The organism is Priestia sp. YIM B13552 (assembly GCF_042787775.1).
GTDB classification, from domain to species: domain Bacteria; phylum Bacillota; class Bacilli; order Bacillales; family Bacillaceae_H; genus Priestia; species Priestia megaterium_E.
Genome location: NZ_JBHZOU010000003.1, coordinates 324,824 through 344,090, shown reverse-complemented (window position 1 = coordinate 344,090; position 19,267 = coordinate 324,824). Strand labels below are relative to the sequence as shown.

The 19,267-nt window shown below is 36.6% G+C and carries 20 protein-coding genes and 1 pseudogene; 4 read left to right on the top strand and 17 right to left on the bottom strand.

Annotated elements, in window-relative coordinates:
- Window positions 1-315 precede the first annotated feature (315 nt).
- The 5 genes and pseudogenes from ACFX40_RS13900 to gad form a co-directional block, all read right to left on the bottom strand.
- Window positions 316-999, bottom strand: a complete 684-nt coding sequence (locus ACFX40_RS13900) for an immunity protein Imm33 domain-containing protein (RefSeq protein ID WP_098792221.1) — start codon at window positions 997-999, stop codon at window positions 316-318.
- 302 nt (window positions 1,000-1,301) lie between these two features.
- Entirely contained in the window at window positions 1,302-1,931 is a 630-nt protein-coding gene (locus ACFX40_RS13895; protein ID WP_377255282.1) for a TetR family transcriptional regulator, read from the bottom strand.
- Between the two features lie 645 nt (window positions 1,932-2,576).
- A pseudogene (locus ACFX40_RS13890) lies at window positions 2,577-2,999 on the bottom strand (DUF7832 domain-containing protein); the annotation flags it as partial.
- Window positions 3,000-3,312: 313 nt separating this feature from the next.
- A complete protein-coding gene (locus ACFX40_RS13885) occupies window positions 3,313-4,332 on the bottom strand; it encodes a hypothetical protein (protein ID WP_377255279.1) in 1,020 nt (339 codons plus the stop codon).
- Window positions 4,333-4,547: 215 nt separating this feature from the next.
- Window positions 4,548-5,951: a glutamate decarboxylase gene (gene gad / locus ACFX40_RS13880; protein WP_328249440.1), complete on the bottom strand. Its 1,404-nt coding sequence runs from the start codon at window positions 5,949-5,951 to the stop codon at window positions 4,548-4,550.
- 224 nt (window positions 5,952-6,175) lie between these two features.
- Between gad and ACFX40_RS13875 the strand changes: the two genes are divergently transcribed.
- Window positions 6,176-6,697, top strand: coding sequence for an LURP-one-related family protein (locus ACFX40_RS13875; protein ID WP_377255276.1), 522 nt, complete (start codon window positions 6,176-6,178; stop codon window positions 6,695-6,697).
- Window positions 6,698-6,756: 59 nt separating this feature from the next.
- Here ACFX40_RS13875 and ACFX40_RS13870 read toward each other — a convergent pair whose 3' ends face one another.
- The 11 genes from ACFX40_RS13870 to ACFX40_RS13820 all read right to left on the bottom strand — a co-directional run bounded on the left by ACFX40_RS13870 (window position 6,757) and on the right by ACFX40_RS13820 (window position 16,637).
- Window positions 6,757-7,068 (bottom strand): hypothetical protein, encoded by a 312-nt coding sequence (locus tag ACFX40_RS13870; RefSeq protein ID WP_377255273.1) that lies wholly within the window; start codon window positions 7,066-7,068, stop codon window positions 6,757-6,759.
- A 130-nt stretch (window positions 7,069-7,198) separates the two neighbouring features.
- Window positions 7,199-9,160, bottom strand: a complete 1,962-nt coding sequence (locus ACFX40_RS13865; RefSeq protein WP_377255270.1) for a GTP-binding protein — start codon at window positions 9,158-9,160, stop codon at window positions 7,199-7,201.
- Window positions 9,161-9,494: 334 nt separating this feature from the next.
- Complete coding sequence (locus ACFX40_RS13860) at window positions 9,495-9,680, bottom strand: hypothetical protein (RefSeq protein ID WP_098249654.1); 186 nt, start codon at window positions 9,678-9,680, stop codon at window positions 9,495-9,497.
- 220 nt (window positions 9,681-9,900) lie between these two features.
- Window positions 9,901-10,695 (bottom strand): formate/nitrite transporter family protein, encoded by a 795-nt coding sequence (locus ACFX40_RS13855; RefSeq protein ID WP_280159720.1) that lies wholly within the window; start codon window positions 10,693-10,695, stop codon window positions 9,901-9,903.
- A gap of 188 nt (window positions 10,696-10,883) precedes the next feature.
- Window positions 10,884-11,228 (bottom strand): Na-translocating system protein MpsC family protein, encoded by a 345-nt coding sequence (locus tag ACFX40_RS13850; RefSeq protein ID WP_028408437.1) that lies wholly within the window; start codon window positions 11,226-11,228, stop codon window positions 10,884-10,886.
- Between the two features lie 399 nt (window positions 11,229-11,627).
- Entirely contained in the window at window positions 11,628-11,828 is a 201-nt protein-coding gene (locus ACFX40_RS13845) for a hypothetical protein (protein WP_377238772.1), read from the bottom strand.
- Window positions 11,829-11,945: 117 nt separating this feature from the next.
- Window positions 11,946-12,137, bottom strand: coding sequence for a hypothetical protein (locus ACFX40_RS13840; RefSeq protein ID WP_025751820.1), 192 nt, complete (start codon window positions 12,135-12,137; stop codon window positions 11,946-11,948).
- A 120-nt stretch (window positions 12,138-12,257) separates the two neighbouring features.
- Window positions 12,258-12,809, bottom strand: coding sequence for an MFS transporter (locus ACFX40_RS13835; RefSeq protein WP_377255267.1), 552 nt, complete (start codon window positions 12,807-12,809; stop codon window positions 12,258-12,260).
- Complete coding sequence (locus ACFX40_RS13830; protein ID WP_377255711.1) at window positions 12,806-14,242, bottom strand: FAD-binding protein; 1,437 nt, start codon at window positions 14,240-14,242, stop codon at window positions 12,806-12,808. Before ACFX40_RS13830 ends, ACFX40_RS13835 begins: the two co-directional genes overlap by 4 nt.
- Before the next feature lie 197 nt (window positions 14,243-14,439).
- Window positions 14,440-14,580: a hypothetical protein gene (locus ACFX40_RS13825; protein ID WP_016764236.1), complete on the bottom strand. Its 141-nt coding sequence runs from the start codon at window positions 14,578-14,580 to the stop codon at window positions 14,440-14,442.
- Between the two features lie 74 nt (window positions 14,581-14,654).
- Window positions 14,655-16,637 (bottom strand): methyl-accepting chemotaxis protein, encoded by a 1,983-nt coding sequence (locus tag ACFX40_RS13820; RefSeq protein ID WP_377255264.1) that lies wholly within the window; start codon window positions 16,635-16,637, stop codon window positions 14,655-14,657.
- Window positions 16,638-16,786: 149 nt separating this feature from the next.
- Here ACFX40_RS13820 and ACFX40_RS13815 point away from each other — a divergent pair, with 149 nt between their 5' ends.
- Window positions 16,787-17,011: a hypothetical protein gene (locus ACFX40_RS13815; RefSeq protein WP_014459961.1), complete on the top strand. Its 225-nt coding sequence runs from the start codon at window positions 16,787-16,789 to the stop codon at window positions 17,009-17,011.
- Window positions 17,012-17,040: 29 nt separating this feature from the next.
- On the opposite strand, the gene ACFX40_RS13810 is transcribed toward ACFX40_RS13815, so the two are convergent.
- Window positions 17,041-17,541, bottom strand: a complete 501-nt coding sequence (locus tag ACFX40_RS13810; RefSeq protein WP_043982592.1) for a metallophosphoesterase family protein — start codon at window positions 17,539-17,541, stop codon at window positions 17,041-17,043.
- A 156-nt stretch (window positions 17,542-17,697) separates the two neighbouring features.
- Between ACFX40_RS13810 and ACFX40_RS13805 the strand changes: the two genes are divergently transcribed.
- Together ACFX40_RS13805 and ACFX40_RS13800 are read left to right on the top strand one after the other, a co-directional pair.
- On the top strand, window positions 17,698-17,997 hold the full coding sequence (locus tag ACFX40_RS13805; protein WP_060745557.1) for a hypothetical protein: 300 nt from the start codon (window positions 17,698-17,700) through the stop codon (window positions 17,995-17,997).
- A gap of 148 nt (window positions 17,998-18,145) precedes the next feature.
- Window positions 18,146-19,255 carry a metallophosphoesterase gene (locus tag ACFX40_RS13800; protein WP_098249647.1) on the top strand — a complete coding sequence of 370 codons (1,110 nt, stop codon included), beginning with the start codon at window positions 18,146-18,148 and terminating at the stop codon, window positions 19,253-19,255.
- The last annotated feature ends 12 nt before the right edge of the window (window positions 19,256-19,267 follow it).

Sequence of the window (19,267 nt, the reverse complement as noted above, 5' to 3'; positions counted from 1 at the left end):
TGTAAACAGAACTCTTAAAAATCGACTGAATGATGCTTTTAAAGTCAAATGTGAAATAGTACAAGCTATAGATTATATCTTACAAATGGTTAAAATGACCGCTCACTTAATCACAATCGCCTGAATACGCCAGTACGTATCATTTTATATGTAATCAAGTAACTCCTTATGGTTTATCCTAGAACTTTACAATTTTGTATCCCGAGTTTCAAGTGGCTATATTTGATGTAGAAGCGCAAAAAAAGGGAAAAAGAACAACTTCTTCCCCTCCATCCGCTTGTCATACAAACTTTCAAAATTACTAGTTGCAAGCTTTCACTCACTAAGGTATGTTTCCCAATCGTAGTCATGAATTCTATCAAATTCCCCAAACTCATTTCTTTCGTAAGCACATAGCGGTGATTCATTTATAAAAGCTAAAATTGAGTCATCAACATTTAAAGCAACTCCTAGAGCTACAATTTGAAAATTATTTGGATTACTAGTAAATTCATCTTCTTCGTATCCGCTAAAAATAACCCATCCTGAATCATTTGGTTCATTTGGTTTATCTTTTAACAGAAAATTAAACTCGTTTCTTTCTAAAACATCATTGCTAACTGTTACGAGGGTATTAAAGTAATAGTCCATCTTTGCAGCGTCATCGTCTTCATATTCAGTATCACAAATATGTTCAGTGCCAAAATGCAGGATTTGACCAAGTTTTAAGCCCTTTAAATGATAAGGTTCATTATCAAGCTTTCCAACAAAGTTCTCTTTGTTTCTATCCGTAATTTCCACCCACATTCTTTCTCCTTTGGAACCAGCTGTATCTGAATCACTAAAGAAAACTAACTTCACCAGGTCTCCCGCTTTTAATTTATCCGTCACCGCTTTTCTTGGCTTGTAAAATGTATAAGGAGATTCTTTGTTTCTTTCATAAACATTATCTAATTGCCAATATGTATTGCTATCCTCATGTTTTTTATTAGTAGAATGTTTTTTGAACCAACTTTTCATAAAATACATTACCTCTTTGATTTATATAATTTAAATTTCTTTAATTGGATACTGAGTTAAAATAGATTCTAACCCTTGAATAAACGCATCTGTGTAAGTCGAATTTTATGTTTTAATACTCTTTCGGGTTGATGATGGTGTAAACTTTTATGCTCTTTTCCTCAATCCCTATAAAATGAGCTTTTTGCCTTGTATCTAGTCCTCTAAGGGTTCCGCTTAACTTACCTATTTTTTTAGCACCACTGTCTTCTGCTTTCCAACTGTATAAAGTTCCTTCCTTGTTGTATGGGCTGTAAAAATAGCTATATTCTCCCTCTAATACTTATTGCTTGTGATCCATGTAACGTTTCAGGAGTTTGATGTGCAATAAAAGAATTCTTCTCGGGATTTACTTCAATTAACTCAAAATCTGTATATGGATATAACCAAAGTGTCGTATTTTTACCTCTGCAAATTGCATAACAATCTGCAATGGATGGAGCATCTGGTAAATGAGTGTGATATTGAAAAGTTGGGGAACCTGTATTATCAAATAATACTAACCCTTCTGTTGATATCCCTTCACCAAAAACGCCTTCGTCGAAATAGCTGCACCATATTCCTTCTTTACTAACCGCTACGTCTTGCACAGCATCTCCACAATAGAATGACCGTATGACTTCTCCATCGATATTCATAATAAACAAATTGTGCTTTTCTCCCTTAGTTCTAGGATTCATTATCAAAAAATGCTTATAATCAATCCATCTGACAAAAGGATAGTTTATTTTTAAACGTGGATAAAGAGTAGTACCGTTTACAGACAATTCGAATCTATTATGGCGTTTTTGAACTAAGACCAGTCCATATTCATCTTTGTAATCTGCATCAATGATATTTAAACAATTATCATCAGGTTCGATGGTAAAAATAGTCGTCTCTACAATTCTCAAAGCTAGTCACCCCTTATATTATAAGAAAGCGGAAAACAAACTTTAAAATTAGAAATGAATAAAACTTCCCGCTTGCTTTGATCTTATTTATTTTCACTTAGGTTTAGTGGGTATGTAAATCTACTTTTACTCAGCCCACTTTTCTTCACTATCTATCCACTTGTTCTTATGTAAATCAAAAGATTTTATATCATCATGGAAGTCTAAATAGACAGGCAATTCAAAGCTTTTACCACCCGCTTTATTCCAGCAGGAAACAAACCACCTTACAATAGTTTCTTCTTCAGCAGCAGCGATAGCTTCTTCATTTTGTTCATAAAACTCCCAAAAAGCGTCCGAGTTTTCAGCAGGAAGATCATAGTATTGAGTCTCGTCAAATAAAGGGTGACTACCTGCAAAGATCTTTCTATCACTTCCTTCATAAAAAACTTCATTCGCTTCATCATCCATAGAAAACATCATAATAGACAAATCAAACGGTTGCATAAAAATCTCAAAGTCCAGCAAATCAATTCCTTCATAATAATGAAAAGTCTGTATCTCTTTTATGTTTGCAATCAATACATGTTCATTTTTTTGAAGACTTTCTTTTAAGGAACTAATATAATCGTCAATTGTAAACATCGTATCCCCCTTGGTCGTTGTTTTTTTATGTTTCCAGCTATTAAAACGCTTATTAAGTTTCGGTTTTAACGTTTCATAATTTCCCCATGTGTCTTTCACTTCGTAAAGAGATTTCACATGAGGAAATACTTCTTCATAATCATCCAAATAAACACCGTCTTTAAAGTCAAAATAGGCTTTTGTAAAAGCATTACCCTCCTCATTTAACATATCACTTACAAATACACCATCCCAGTTCATGTATATTTCAGTTCCTGTCGTTTTCTTTTGTTTAAATTTGATGATTTCATTAGCAGCCGCTTCTTTAAATTCTTTGCTATATAAATGGTTCTCAATAATCCACCCCAGATACATTCCCGTATGTACAAAACCTTGTTCATCATCTAACCCTTCTGGAAAGTCTCCCTCATAATGCCATTTTGCTTTATCATACACCACTGTCATATTTTTCTTCTCTTTTTTTCCTTCTTTTATTACTTCAGGTTTAGCTGATTCACTTTGAATCATCGAATTCGATTTTTCTTCGCATCCTTGTAAAAATAAAAAAGTAAACATAAATAACGAAATACATTTTAATTTGTGCAAAAGTGCTCCTCCAAGTCTAATAAAATACTACTAATAGGAAAGTAGTAACAGCTTTCAATTTCATCTATATCGCTCCATTTTTCAGGAGATTCCTATATAATAAAATTATACCTTAAAAAAGAAGCCATTCCTTTTTAGGAACGCTTCTTTTAATAAACCTTTTTTCTTTCTATTAGTAACCATCTACCGTAACATCAGTAATGGACCCATCACTAGGACTTACTTGATACCACCCTTGTGTAGCTGTATGTTCCTCTCCTGTATCTTCATTATCCACAACATTTTCATAAACATGGATAATATAGTTTCCTGAGTCGTCAAGGTGATCATATGTTACAAAGAAAGGTGAATCTTCAGATATGCCTTGCTGATCACGAACTAGCTGGATAGCTTGCTCTTTGGAAACTGTTTGTTCCGCTGTTTCCTCTTCCTCAAGGGCTTCTGTATCTTCTTCTTGCTCTGGTTCTGATTCCGATTCTGTTTGCGCCTCATCTTCTAAAGAAGCTTCAGCATCAGCTTCTTCCTCATCTACTTTTGCCTGAGCCTCCTCTTCCTCCTGCTGTTTCTTCTCTTCTTCTGCTAAACGTTCTTCCTCCGCTTTACGATCTGCTTCTGCCTGAGCTTCAGCTTCTGCATCAGCTTTGGCCTGCGCCTCTTCTTCTTTTTGTCGGTCTTCTTCTAGCTGCGCATAGTAATCATCTAATTCCTTTTCCATTTGCTGCTGTTCAAGGTCTGATAATTGCTTTTGTTGTTCTTGTATTTGGTTTTGAAGCAAAGCAATTTGTTCTTCTGAAGCATTATCAACAAAATTGATGTTTTCTACATAATCACCACTGGCGTCAAAATTAACTTCCATCATACAAAAAACATTTTGCTCTTGATTAATGCCGTAGTAAATATACTGATTGTCACCTACTTGGATATACTGATAACCATTCATTACGTTTAATAAGTAATCGCGATCAGCTTCTTTAGAATTAACTGCTTTTTTAATTGTTGATGCTTTTGTTTGTAATGTATTCGGCGATGATTCTTTTACAGCCGTTTTATTGCCATTTTCTTTCGTATGAACCGCTGTTGATTTCTCTGTAGGCTCTTCTTTTTGCGATACAGTTTCACTGGACTCCTCGCTACAGGCTGCTAGCAATATAGCTAATAATGGAATACCAAAAGCAACTTTCAACATTTTCATAGACTATTATCCCCTTTTTTTCTCTTTTTTTAGGTTTTACATAATTCTAAAGAACTATAAAACCTTAGGGGTTATTATACCAAAATTAAGAAAATATAAGAATATTTTCTTTCGTTATTTATGGAATTTTTTGAAAAAATTATCTTTTTATACATAAAAAAACACAAAGCCATATACCTTTTTCAGAACACGGCTTTGTGTTTTCGTAACAAATGTTAATGATGAAATCCGTTGTCGTATTTCGTGTCTTTAAGAACAGGTCTATCCAACGAGTTAAGAAATTCAACGGCTTGTTTGAAATTAACCATAAATAAATGAGCAAGGTCTCTTGAAAATCCATTTCTAACAACAATGCGCATGATTGTTATTTCTTCCATATCTGCAGGCAGCGGATAAGCAGGCACTTGCCATCCATACGTACGCAGTTGTCTAGACAAATCATAAAGCGTCCAGTTTGGTGTATATCCTTCTTTCAGTTTCCAAGCAAGAACCGGGATATCTGAACCATCAGCAAGAATTTCGAATGCTTCCATTTCTCCAATTTCTTTGCTAAGAAACAGCGCGTTTTCTTGGGAGGTTTTTTGCACGGCATAATAGCCGTCTTTACCTAAACGCAAGAAATTGTAGTACTGCAAAAGAACTTGTGCTCCTGGTCTAGAGAAGTTGAGCGCAAAAGTTGGCATGTTGCCTCCTAAATAAGAAACGCGGAAAATAAGATCTTCAGGCAAGTCTTCTTTTTCTCTCCAAATCACCCATCCTAAGCCAGGGTAAACTAAACCATACTTGTGTCCTGAGACGTTAATGGACTTTACTCGCGGTAAACGGAAATCCCAAATAAGGTCTGGTTGAAGAAATGGAGCGATAAAACCTCCAGAAGCAGCATCTACATGGATAGGAATATCTAACCCTGTTTTTTCCTGTAACTCATCTAATGCTTTGGCGATAGCAGCAATTGGTTCGTAAACTCCTGTATACGTCACTCCAAGAATCGGTACGACACCAATTGTATTTTCGTCAACTGCATTAATGACGCCTTCTGGATCTAAATAGGGATGATCTGCATTAATGTTCACATAACGAGGCTCTACGTCCCAATAGTTTGCGAACTTCTCCCACACCACTTGAACGGATGAACTAAATACAATGTTCGGCCGTTCTGTTGATAGACCTTTGCTTTTACGCAGTTTTTGCCAGCGTCTTTTTAACGCTAGTCCACCAAGCATACAAGCTTCAGATGAACCTGTAGTAGAAACGCCCATCGTTGTATCAGGATTAGGTGAATTCCACAAATCCGCTAAAATACGTACACATCTCTCTTCAATAGCCGCTGTCTGCGGATACTCATCTTTATCGATCATATTCTTATCAAAAGACTCTCCGTACAAACGCTTTGCATCAGGCTCCATCCAAGTAGTAACAAACGTAGCTAAATTTAAACGGGCATTTCCGTCTAAAGCAATTTCATCATGAATGATTTGATAAGCTGTTTCTGGAAGCATACCTTGATCACCGATACGCAGCCTTGGAATCGTCACTTCTCCTTGTCGAGAAAAAAGCGGATTAACAGGAAATTCATCAGGTAAATTTTTTTGTTCACGATGCGGATGCCATTGAGGCATAAAGTATCATCTCCTTATGTATATCTAACAAATTGCTTTACGTTCACCTGGTGTTATAACAAGCAGGTCTCCTTTACACATTATGAGCTTTGAAGACTATTTTCATTCTTTCCATTATCCGTAGCACGTAAGGACGAACTTTATTTAATAATACCCATGAAAATGGTATTACCAAACTCAAAAGGTGTAAAATATGGTAATATATTGTAAAAAGGGGTTTTTAAATGGAGAAACAAGGGATTATCTTGCAAGACAAGTTTTTCGAGTTAGGTGAATCTCCTATTTATAATGAATCACAAGACGTTATTGGAAATGTCTCATATAAGTTATCTATTGCTAATAAATTTGAGATTTTAAAGGACGAAGAAATTATATTTACAGGTAAATCTAAAATGTTTGCCCTTATGCCGAAGCTGATTATTTCTGATCACCACGGAAATGAAGTTGGCATGATTCAGCGAAAATTTACTTTTTTAAAAAAGAAATATCTTTATATCAGAAACGATGGCGATACATATGAAATTACGGGGAATATAACAGATCGCAAATTCGACGTTTTGCGTTCCGGCGTTCCTATTATTCAAGTCCGCACACTCTCTTCTTTTCTGTCATTACGTCCCCACACGTTTGCTTTAGAATTTCTCGAACCTGATCTTGATAAGTGGGAAGGAATTGCGGTTGTACAAGGCGTAAGGATGATGGTGAAAGACGAAAACAGCAGTACAGCTACTGCTCCGGCTCAATAGTGGTTATGTGATATAAAAAAAACGAACAAACTTTATATTGAAGTTTGTTCGTTTTTTAATTAATGGTCGAATACTAATGTACCGATGACATGGTAGCCAATTGGTACAAGAAACAAGATGATATTTAAAATAATCGCCCATAGACAGAGCTTGTCTTTTTTTATAAAAAAACCAATAATTGCAGGAACAATCATGAGCGGAACTAAAAAAATAGGAGCTACAATAGGCAGACCTTGAAGTTTTTCAGCAAAAATTAGTCCTGTAAAAAAGTTAAGGATCAATAAAGTATTAATAATGACATATAAAAGTGAAATTCCTCCGAGAATCCCTCCTATTACCCCGCTTTTAGTTGTTTTAACAGTAGCATCCACGTTTCTGTCACCTCTTTTTTAGAAATATAAGTAAACTATACTATAATGTGGTTTTTATTGTAAAGATATGAAGAAAATAACTAATGAAAACCCATTACGAAAAAGCACTGTAGCAATCGCTACAGTGCTTTTATAAACAGTGCATTTTTTCTTCTGCTTCTTTCCAAGGAACCGTATAGCCCTGTCCTTTTGCGCAAAAGACGGACGATGAACTGTATTCGGGATCCGCCTCTTTATTGTAGCCGATTTGTTCAATCACTTCTGCTTCATTATGACAGCGTTCATACCCTCCGAATAATAGAGACATCGCTCCTTTTCCATGCGTAAAAGATGCTAGTGTCGAACCGTAGTTCATAAAAGTAGCAACAGGAACTTTTCCTGTAATAATCGCTTTGTTTTCGGTTGTTACAGGAGAATCAAAACGACCTTGTGCGCTTTGAACATCAGCTAATACCCTCCCCATTTGATCAATATCCACTTTAATTTTGAAATCATAATACGGTTCTAGCACAATATTTTCTGCTTTTTCTAACCCTTGTCGCAGTGCACGGTACGTTGCTTCTCTAAAATCTCCTCCGCTTGTATGCTTGTTGTGAGCTCGTCCGGTACATAATGTCACTTTTATATCAGTAATAGGTGAACCCGTTAACAAACCATGATGCGGCTTTTCAAATATATGCTGACGGACTAGATTTTGATACCCCGCGGATAAATCGTCGGCGTGACAAGCATTTTCAAAAGTAATTCCGCTGTTTCGTTCCGCTGCTTCTATTTTCAAATGAACTTCTGCATAGTGTTTTAACGGTTCAAAATGCCCGTAGCCCATCACTGTATTTTGAATAGATTCTTTGTACAAAATTTCTGGTTCTTCAAACTGTACGTTTATATTAAAACGTTCTTTTATCAGTTTTTCGAGGACTTCTAGCTGAATTGCTCCCATCACATGAATATGAAGCTCTTGAGTCCTTTCTTCCCACGTCACATGTAAAGAAGGGTCTTCAGCATCTAATAATTGAAAAAGTTTAATTCCTTCTTTTGGATGAACAGAAGACTCAAAAACAACTTTTGATTTTAACGTAGGCAAAAGTTCGTAGGAGCGGCTTTCTTTTAATGTTCCAAGACCATCTCCAATCGATGCTGAAGACAACCCTGTAACCGCAAAAAGTTCGCCAGCTGAACCTTCATTTACGTTTTTAAATGTACTTCCGTTATAAGCACGAATTTGAGTGATTTTTTCTTCGTATAGCTCTCCGTTTTTTTCATAAGCCACTTCATCACGCACCTGCATTGTCCCGCTTAGAGCTTTGATAAACGTGATGCGCATGCCGTTTTCATCGTGCCGAATTTTATATACACGACCTGAAAATGCTTCTTCCTTTGCGTAGCGAGTTTCTGTTAGCAAATCGAGCTTCTCTAAAAAACTTTCAATGCCGATATCTTGTAAAGCTGAACCACTCGCAGACGGGAAAAGCTGATTGGTTTGAATAAGCTTTTGCATAGCTGCTTTCCAATAAGCTTGATCATTCTTGCCTTCCATAAATGCATCTAAAAGCTCTTCATCTTTTTCAGCTATAAATTCAATAAGTTCCTCACTTAACGAGCTATCTATAAGCTCTGACGTTATGTCAAAAACATCGGGGGTTAAGTTATGTTTAATATCGTTTATAACACGTTCAGGATCTGCTCCTACACGATCGATTTTATTGATGAAAAAGAATACGGGCACACGATGTTTTTGAAGCAGCTGCCAAACGGTTTCTGTATGGCCTTCGACTCCTTCTACTGCACTTAAGATAACAATCGCATAGTCCATCACTTGAATAGAACGTTCCATTTCAGGTGAGAAATCGACGTGGCCCGGCGTATCAATTAAATAGTAAGTAGAACCGTTATATGAAAAAGTTCCTTGATCGGCAAATACCGTAATTCCTCGTTCTTTTTCAATCGTATGGGTATCAAGAAAGGAGTCTTTGTGGTCAACTCTTCCTCGCTGTTTAATACTTTTGGTATGATAAAGAAGCTGTTCGGAAAACGTTGTCTTTCCTGCATCGACATGCGCTGCAATACCGATCGTTTTGCTAGATTGTTTCATTGTTGAATACCACCTTACTGCTGTATGTATCGCTGTTACTTTCTATTTTATAATAATCGTAAGAAAAAGTGGACGACAAAGGCCTAGAACTGCTCACATCAAAAAAGAATGCGTGATCAAACATCGCATTCCCTTTTTGTACGGCGTTTAGTATCTTTTTTGCCTTTCACTATAAAAATAGCTGCTATAAGGCACCCAATTCCAGATAAATGCATGATGTTATTACCTGTCGCGCCTAGACTGTTACTGGTCAACCCAACTAAAATGCTGCCAAATATAATCAATAAAACAGCAAACATGAACTTCAATTTTTTCACTCTCCTTTAATACGCTATTAAATATGATTTGCATACGGATCATATAAACCAGTGATTAATAATAGACCTGCTGATAAAATCAATGTTCCTGCGATTAACAAACCGTTGCTACATACCTTTTTTCTCTTTTTGCGTAAAAACATTCCTGATATAAGAAATAGTAGTGCAACAGATAGCAGAATCAATCCTATACCAATATTCACTCTTTCTTTCTCTCCCTTGCGAATGTATTCATTGCCATCTAGTTAACCATAATATTATTATGAAAATAAAAAAAACGAACTTGAACATTTACCGAACCTTAATTGTTTTATATGTTATCATACATAAATTGTTAAAAGTATATTTTTTCACCTTTCATTATCAAAAAAGCAGCCTCTTTACTAAGAGGCTGCTTTTTTTTATGACAACTGATAAAACCGCTTAAGAAGCTTTTTTTAATTGTTCTTTTTGTTTCTGTTGATAAGAAGAAAAATAAATAAGACCTACAAATACAGCTCCTCCTATCATATTTCCGATAAAGGTAGGGACAATATTTGCAATAAAGTCAATCCATGTAAAATGACCTGCAAAAATAGCGGCGGGAATAATAAACATATTGGCTACAACGTGCTGAAAGCCAATCGCAACAAATGCCATAATCGGAAACCAAATCCCAAGAATTTTCCCCGTAACATCGTCAGCGCCGTATGAAAGCCAAATAGCTAAACATACAAGCCAGTTGCAGCCTACAGCAGAAATAAGCGTTTTAAAAAACGAATCATCAATTTTAGCTTGAGCAATTGCTACCGTTTTATCTAAAAAAGGCCCTGTTTCTGTTAAACCTACAATATGTCCAAAGAAATATGCAATAAATGCGGCACCTAAAAAGTTAGCAAGCGTGACCCAAAACCAGTTATGAAGTAAGTGACGAAGTGAAATTTTTCTTGCATACAGGGCAATGGAAACAGACATCATATTCCCTGTAATAAGTTCCGCTCCCCCAAGTACGACCAGCATAAGACCTACAGGAAAGACGGCCCCTCCTAAAAGATTCGATAAACTTCCCCATTCAGCTGGTAAATTACCAATCACACGCACATCTAGTAAAAAACCAAGCGCAATAAACGCGCCTCCTAAAAACCCAAGCATGAGAATGGAAGAAAGAGATAGCTTCGTTTTTGAAATCCCCGCTTCTAAAGCGATGTTTAACATTTTATCCGGCTTGTGAAATGCCATAAAACTCCTCCTTAACTAAAAAAGGCAGCACTCAAAAACACCTTTTACACAAGGTTTTTGAATGCTGCCTAATAATCCTGCACTTTCTTTACAGTATATCAGTCATCATTATCTATAATAAAATCAAATAAAAAACAAGCAGATCCTACTTCTCTTTCATTTAATTAAATTATGTATTTTACGTTGTTCTACTGAATATTGGTTTTAAACACAAACACAGAAACAGCGATATCTTCTTCTACTTTGATATCAGAAAATAAGTACTCCAGCTTAGCTCCTAACAAGTCTTCAAGTCCTTCTGGAGGAGATGAAGCATAAAGGTTTTGAATAAGCTTCGTTCTTGCCATATGTACTGTCTCTTTACCTTCGGTTGTTCTCGCGATAAATTGTTCAGCTGGCGTTAAGTTGCCGTACAAAGTTGAAATAGCCATATTTTGAACAAATACAGTATGAATTCGTTCTGGACCTTTTCCAAAAAGTTTTTTGCGCAGCTTTCGGATAATATCATTAAAATCATGTATTTTCTTAGACACTGGTGTATGCCTCCGCTTATCTCGAGTATGTTTATCCTGCTTATTCAAGTTTTCAACTAAGAATAAGTTACATTATACATGACGACGTTTACATTGTATACAATGTATCTGCTTTATCCTCATTAATCCAAGCAATCGCAAAACCATTACGAAATGATAAAAAAAATCCTTCACTTATTAAAGTGAAGGATTACCTTTATATCTCTACTTAAAGGTTACAAATGGATTCTCAGTTATCAAAGAAATAACTAAGAACTTTTGACAAAATAGCATGTCAAAATAGTCAAGTGGTATGTTTGTACCAGTAGTTAATGCTATCACGTTAAAGTCATGGAATCCAATTAGTTTACTTTCATAATACTTTATTTAATTTAAATATTCTTTTTTGATAGGAAACCCTTAATCTTCATCACGATCTGCTCTAAATTCATCATCAGATAATGAATTTAGTTGGTGGCTAAGCTTTTCGTAGTTATCTTGTTTCTGATTTTGTTGTACATCATTAGATATAGGAGCTTCACTAGAAACAGTAGATTTTTTTCTCGTCTCTTCGCCTCCGCTAACTCTAAACCCAACATTGTTATCTGTGTTATCTGTCATTGGATTCACCTCTTTAACTGTTATTATGGAGAAGTGCTCTGAAAAAATAACAGGAAACAAAAGGGATTCCCACTTAGCTAATAGCGGTCTAAGCTTCCTTACTTACACCAATCGTATTTAAATAAGGAAATGACCTGCTTTAACCCCATAGGCAATACCAACAAAAAAACTTGCTATACCTAGTGTTTGACTTTTACATACATACTTTATAGTTAAGCCTGGAATCAGACCCCATATAATGATGAAAATAGCGAACGATACTATAATAGAAGACCATGCATCTTGCCCTGATATACTTATACCTTGCATAAACGTTTCTCCTTTCAGTACTTATATCGGGAGAACATAAATTTTTTATAGTATCTTATAATACGAACTAAAAAATTCAAGTGACCTGTCCATATATGCTTTTACAGCGAATGGTGGCGTTCAACGTTCAAGCTCGACTGTTTTTGGTTTTTTCCATATTAATACCCCTGCCGCTACGTACATAAACGAAGTGATGTAAAAAAGGCTGCCGATTGTCAGAAAATCAATGATATACCCTGTTGCAATCACGGCTAAAGCTGCCCATATAGAGGTCCATAAATGATAGTGTCCTACTTGTTTTCCCGTATGAGCACGATCTGTCTGCCTAGATAAAGCTATTTTTTCTGCTGTTTTTTGAAGAGCTCCAAGTAGCCCCATTATAACTTGAATGATATACACCTGCGTAATAGTTGATAGAACGGGAATCACAAGCATAACAACCGCCATCCCAAACGTATATAAAATGAGCAAGCGCTTTTCTCCTACTCTGTCACTCCATGAACCGATTAAAGGGTGACTCAAAGCTGCGGTTAAAGCGAAAATTCCGTAAGCTAAGCCAAATTGTGAATAACTATCGCCAAGATTTCGAAGCAGTAACAGGTAAAAAGGAAAAACAATACTACTTGCGGTAATCATCAGGCTTTGTGAGTGTAAGAGTTGTTTGTACGTCATTTTCCATACTCCTTATAAAATAAATTAACGAACGTTTCCTTTGGATCATATTTTCTTTTTAAATTAAAAAAGGCGGTTGTATGAGGGTAAGCCTCTTCTAATTGCTTCTTGCTTGGGTAGCCGTAGTAAGGCAAGTAATAGCTTCCCTGATGCTGCAGCGTTACATCCACCATTTTTCTGACAACTCTTTGTGTATCAGCCATGCCTTGATGGTCTTTTTTCTGGTTAATAAGGAAAACGAGAGCAAACATATCGTCTTTTGCATAAGACATGACGGCTTTATTGTCTTTTTCTACATAGCGAACAGTAATGTTCAGTAAATTTAATTTCTCTGTTGCTAACACTTCGCGTAAATCATCGATGTAAGAAGCAAATTCATCCACCGGAACGAAGTATTCCTGTAAAACTTCCGTCCGGCTAACACTTTCGTATTCCATAAAATCACTTTCAGAACGCATAACATTATTTCTTGTTTCAAGCCGTCCATTTTGTTTTAAGAAATAAGCCTTTTGTGTTTCCCACAGCATATCTTTTCCCCAGTCACTGTACCGAGACAGTCCTAGCATAAATTTAGGAAGCGCCACTATTTTCTCTGTTTTGAGCGGTTCGTTTACAGTAGAAGTATTTTGAGAAGATAAACGGTAGTTTGTGACGTACATATCTGTTAGCAATTGATTAGGAGAAACAGAAATACGCGCCATATGCATACGAACGTCAGGGTTATGCTGTACGTAGTTTTTAAAATACGCTGTATACTGTCTATAATCTAAGCGGATAATTTCATCTTCGTACCATTCATCGTCCGTCAAACGAAGCGTCACATCTAAAATGACTCCAAATAACCCGTAGCCTCCGTTTACTAAAGAAAACAGCTCAGGGTGTTTTGTCCTGCTAATTTCGATAATAGACCCGTCGGCCTGCAGGAGACGCATAGACTTGACCGTATCCATTAAAGAACCGTATCGAATATCTCTGCCGTGTACGTTCACGCTAATAGAACCTCCAACGGTAAAAATATTTTGTGATTGCATAACCTGAAGAGCAAGACCGTCTTTATGTATATATTGCTGAATATCATTCCACGTTGTCCCGCTTTGAACCGTAATTTCCTTTTGACGTGGCTTGTAATCTACAATTTTATTGTACTGCTTCATATCAAGTAAAATAGCATTCGGATAATACGTCTGCCCTCCTTGACTGTGCTGCATGCCTGAAATCGCTATTTTTTCATGATGCTGTGAAGCGGTTTTCACCCAATCTTTTAGCTGTTTTTCAGTTGTTCCATGCTTTATTTCTTTGACTTTTGTAGGAAGAAGCCGAGCAACATCTTTCGTTACAGGACGGCTTTGCTGCTGTTTATAAATATGATAGGAGGCATATGAACCTACTAGATAAAAAGATAAAAAAGTTCCTAACAACACGTTTTTCTTCATCACAAACTGTAAGCTCCTTTCTTTATTTCTGTGAAATTACACCATATTAAAAGTGAAATAACACTACAAAAGTGTAATTTTACACTTCGTTATAGTTCATTTTGAGAAAGTATATGAAAAAAACTTGTAATTTAATGTATGTTAACCTTATTGAAACAAAAAAAGAAAAGACCTAATGTCTTTTCTTTTTTGTTTCTTTATTTTTCAGCTTCGTATGCAACTAAAGCTACTCTTTTTCCTAACGTTTGTTGAAACTGCTCTTCTAGCTGTTTCAGCTTCGCATGCATATCATCGTTAATTGAAGCTGGCTCAAAGGTCATTTTTGTTTGCTCCATCATACTGTCACCTCTTTCATATGTGTATGTTCTACTTTTTCCAATATAAAAGAGGTCTATGACGATTTGACGAAAGTTTACAAATTAAATTTGCTAATGAGCGCTGTTAATTGTTCTGCCATTTGAGACAGAGATTGTGCGGAAACGGCAATTTCCTCCATTGAAGCCAGCTGTTCTTCAGTTGATGCGGCCACTTCTTCAGATGTAGCTGCATTTCCTTTAGCAAGGATCGCCATTTCACCTGCTGTACGAGCCACTTCTTCAACCGCTGCTGAAATTTGCTGAGCAGTCGCAGCCACTTCTTCTACTTGCGGAGTCGTTTCATTCATGCTGCTTAGAATTTGTTCGAATTTTTGAATAGCCGTTTGTGATATTGTTCGTCCTTCTTCAACTTTGTTTGTAACTTGCTCCATTGTATGTACAGATTCCTGAGTATCTTGTTGAATAGCTTGAATAAGCTCAGAAATTTGAGACGCGGACACTTGTGATTGTTCTGCCAGCTTTCTCACTTCCGCTGCTACAACGGAAAATCCTTTTCCATGTTCTCCAGCTCGTGCCGCTTCGATTGCAGCATTTAAGGCTAGTAAATTTGTTTGAGCAGCAATGCCGCTGATTACTTCTAAAATGGTTCCAACTTCTTTTGAACGTTGAAACAAAGTACGAATTGTTGTATTAGACAGCTCGACGGATTGAGAAATGGATTCCATTTGTTCGACCGTTTCTCTCACGGCTTTTCCCCCTTCTACAGCTTCAGACGTTGTGTGATTTGATAGCTGAGAAACAATTTCTGTACGCTTGGCAATGGTAGAAACTCCTTGAACAATCTCATCTAAAGAAGCTGCATTTTGGTCAATAACAGCCGTTTGTTTTTCCGCGCTAGAAGCCACTTCTTGTATCGCAACTGATACTTGTTCAGTCGCAGCGCTCGTTTGCTGTGAGCTGGCCGTTAGCTCTTCTGATGAAGAAGCCACTTGTTCTGCACTCATTTCAACATTTTGAATTAATGTGCGAAGATTGTTTTGCATCTGACTAAAAGCATACCCTAACTCGCCGATTTCATCCTTTGAATTGACGGTAATCGCTGTTGTCAGATCTCCTTCACTAACGCTCAGAGCCTGATTCTTAAGCTGTTTGAGCGGTTTAATAATCGATTGCAACACAACAAAAATGGTAAGACTCCCGATTATCAGACAAGCTACAATAATAAATAGTGTTTTGTAAAAGATAGGCTGTGCAGCTTCACTAACTTCTGATGAATACATAGTGCCTGCAACTTTCCAGCTTGTTGTTTTATTTGTCGTAAAGACCATCTTTTTTTCATCCCCGTTAAAGGTATATTCAAAAGACCCAGAGCTCTTTGCATAAAGCTTGTCAAAAAGAGAATCTGTCGCTTTTGTACCTGCTTTTTCCGTAGGGTGAACAATATATTTTCTTTCTCCATCTAAAAGAAATGGATATCCTTTTTCTCCGATTTTTACTTTGCTGACAGCTTTATTGATGCGGCTAATATCTAAATTTAAAGCAATAACCCCTGTGCCATCCGCCGTTGTTTTCGCTACAGTAATAACGGTCTGACCTGTAGAGGCTGATGGATAAGGTTCAGTGACAACTGTTTTTCCTTTGTTTTGCATGGCTAGCTTGTACCAATCTCGTTTTCTGGGATCATAGCCTGCTTGTAGCACTTTTTTAGGCGATTGAATAAACTTCCCCTGCTGATTTCCTGTAAAAATGCTGACGGCTTCTGGATGAAGCGAAGCATATAAGTTAAAATCTTTGCTTAAAGTAGCCATATCTTTTTCATTGTAGCGCTCGTTGTTTACCACTGATGCAAAAAACTCTACATCATGAATTTTTGGTCCAATGGTATCGTCAATCACTGAATTAATGGACTGTACATTTTGCTGTGCTGTGTTAATAATTTGGTTTTCAATTTCATGTTTCGCTGTTATGTAAGCTGATACCCCTATCGTAACAGATGGCACTAATAAGATCGCTGCAAATGCTAGCCCCAGCTTTGTCTTAAAGTTATTAAGGGACCTTTTTTTTCTTACTCTCTCCATGCTATGTAGCCTCTCTCTCCGTAGTTAAAAGTGATCGTGCACTTTCTTTCTATCGGCAAGACTTCATATTCCTTTAGTCATCGAGTGTATACATAATTAACAATGGGTGTGAAAAGATAAGAGTACGATAAAAAAAGTAGGTGATTTTAATGGAAGAAAGTAAAAACAGCAAGTCTTTTTCAATGTTTGAAACAGAAAAGGTTCAGCGCGGGGAAGAAAAAGATATTTTTAATATCTATAAAGAAGGAGTAAAAATTGCGGAAGTACGAGGAACGGATCCTCAAACTCAGCAGGTTATTCCGATGCATGACTTAAATGATTACGAAGAAAATAAGCTTCACGAATATATTGCTCATTTAGACCATACAACGTAAAAATGCTAAAACAAGAGTCCTCTCTTGTTTTAGTCTTTAGAATCATAAAAAACATGTTCAAAACGCAGCGTATTTTTTTGTATGTACAGAAGTCCAAACGAAAATTGCTTTTCCCGCCGCTTGTCAGTAGCGGAACCTGGATTAAATAACGTAATATCACCAATTTGTTTATGAAGAGGAATGTGAGAATGACCAAAAATTACTGCGTCGACTTGTTCATGTTCAAATGCCAAAAGTGCACGTTTTTCAGTCGTTTTTCCTTTGCCATGACCGTGGGTTACGCCAATCGTAACGTCGTCAAACGGAAGAAGTAATGAAGATGGAAGTACTTGCTGAAGCTCTTCACTGTCTACATTTCCAATTACCCCATGTACAGGAGCAAACACACGCAGGTCATTGTAGACATCTATCGTTTGAAAATCCCCCGTATGAATAATAGCATCAGCTGTTTTCAGTTCGGCTAAGAGTCTTTTCGGAAAATGTTTCGCTCTTTTTGGAATATGAGTGTCACCTAAAATAACAATCTTCATTTATGATACGCTCCTTTTTCATTCAATATGGTGTAGTGTAGCGTATTGCGTTGGAATGAAGCAACTCTATACGGAGCGTCAGGCAAAAAATTTCTCTTTTTCGTTTAAGTTTGCGAAAATACGTTACATACCAAGTTACAGAATGGAGTTTTGAAAATGGAAGTAAAAATTAATCGAAACGCAGCAAAAGTGTTAAAAAATGCATTGGCTAGCCCAGAAGGTCAAGGAAAAATGATTCGTGTATATGTAACTATCGACCACGGTGATCACGCGCATTATGATTGGAAATTCGATAAGCCGACTGAACATGATGAAATCGTAAAAACAGATAAAGATATCGATATCGTTTTAGATAAACGCGAGAAATTTTTAGAAGGCGTATGGATTCAATATTTCCACGTTCCAGAGCCTGAATTTGTGATTAGCAGCCTTCACCACGCGCATCACCATCATTAATATAAAAAACACACCTTGTTTTATAGGTGTGTTTTTTCGTTTGTGTGACAAGCAAAAATTTTATTGATAAGAAGAAGAGATAAAATTTTGTTGAAGCAATAAAAATGAGCTATAGTGGAATTACGGATGAAAGAAAAGAGGTTAGCGTATGAAAGTAAGTGTGTTAGTAAGGTCTATTTTAGTTGTTATTTTATATAATTTATTCGTTTTGTACATCGGATGGAACGCTTGGATGTGGCTTCACACAATGTTTGAAGTGGAAAACAAATGGATTCTTACGGTAATCGTTGTCTTTTTTGCTTATTCCTTTATCATCAGTCGTGCGTTTCAACAAGTGAGCATATTTAAAATTGTGGGATCGTACTGGTTAGGATTTATTCAATATTCGGTGCTTTTGCTTCCTATAAGTAATCTAGCCGTATATATTCTTACTCTTCTAGGCGCTTCGCTTTCTACAGCTATCGATTCAATTGGATTTTTCATAATTGCCGCTTTTTTATTCATTTTTGCTTACGGTACGTATAATGCTTACAGTCCTGTGGTAAGAAAATATACGATTTCGCTTGCTAAAAAGACGAATCGGAAAAACCTTCGCATTGCTGTAGCATCTGATATGCACTTTGGCACATTGTCCGGCAAAAAACATTTGCAGCGGTTAATCACTCATGTACAAAAGATACAGCCGGATCTTATTTTACTTCCTGGAGATATTATTGACGATGATCCCCACGTATTCTTTAAGAAAGAAATGGATTCTATGATGAAGCAGCTCAAAGCGCCTTTAGGCACGTATGGAATTTTGGGAAACCATGAGTATTACGGCGGGAAGATCCCTCAGTTTGTGGAAAGAATGAAAGAAATGAACATCCCTATTTTAATGGATGAAGTGTTAAACATAGGTGATAGCTTGTATTTAATAGGCAGAAAAGACAAGACGGACAAAAACCGATACAGCTTTTTCGATTTAGCGAGTGAAACGGATCGTTCTCTTCCTGTCATTGCAATGGATCATCAGCCGCTTTCCTTAAAAGAAGCGGAACAAGCAGGAGTGGATTTACTTCTATGCGGCCATACTCACAGAGGACAAATGGCACCTAATCATTTGATCACAAAGCGGTTATTTGAAATTGATTGGGGCTACAAGCAAAATAACCAACTGCATACCATTGTCTCTTCAGGATTTGGCTTTTGGGGTCCTCCGCTTCGAATCGGAAGCCGATCGGAAATTATTCAAATTGATATTTCGTTTACAAAATAGAGAAAGCCCTAG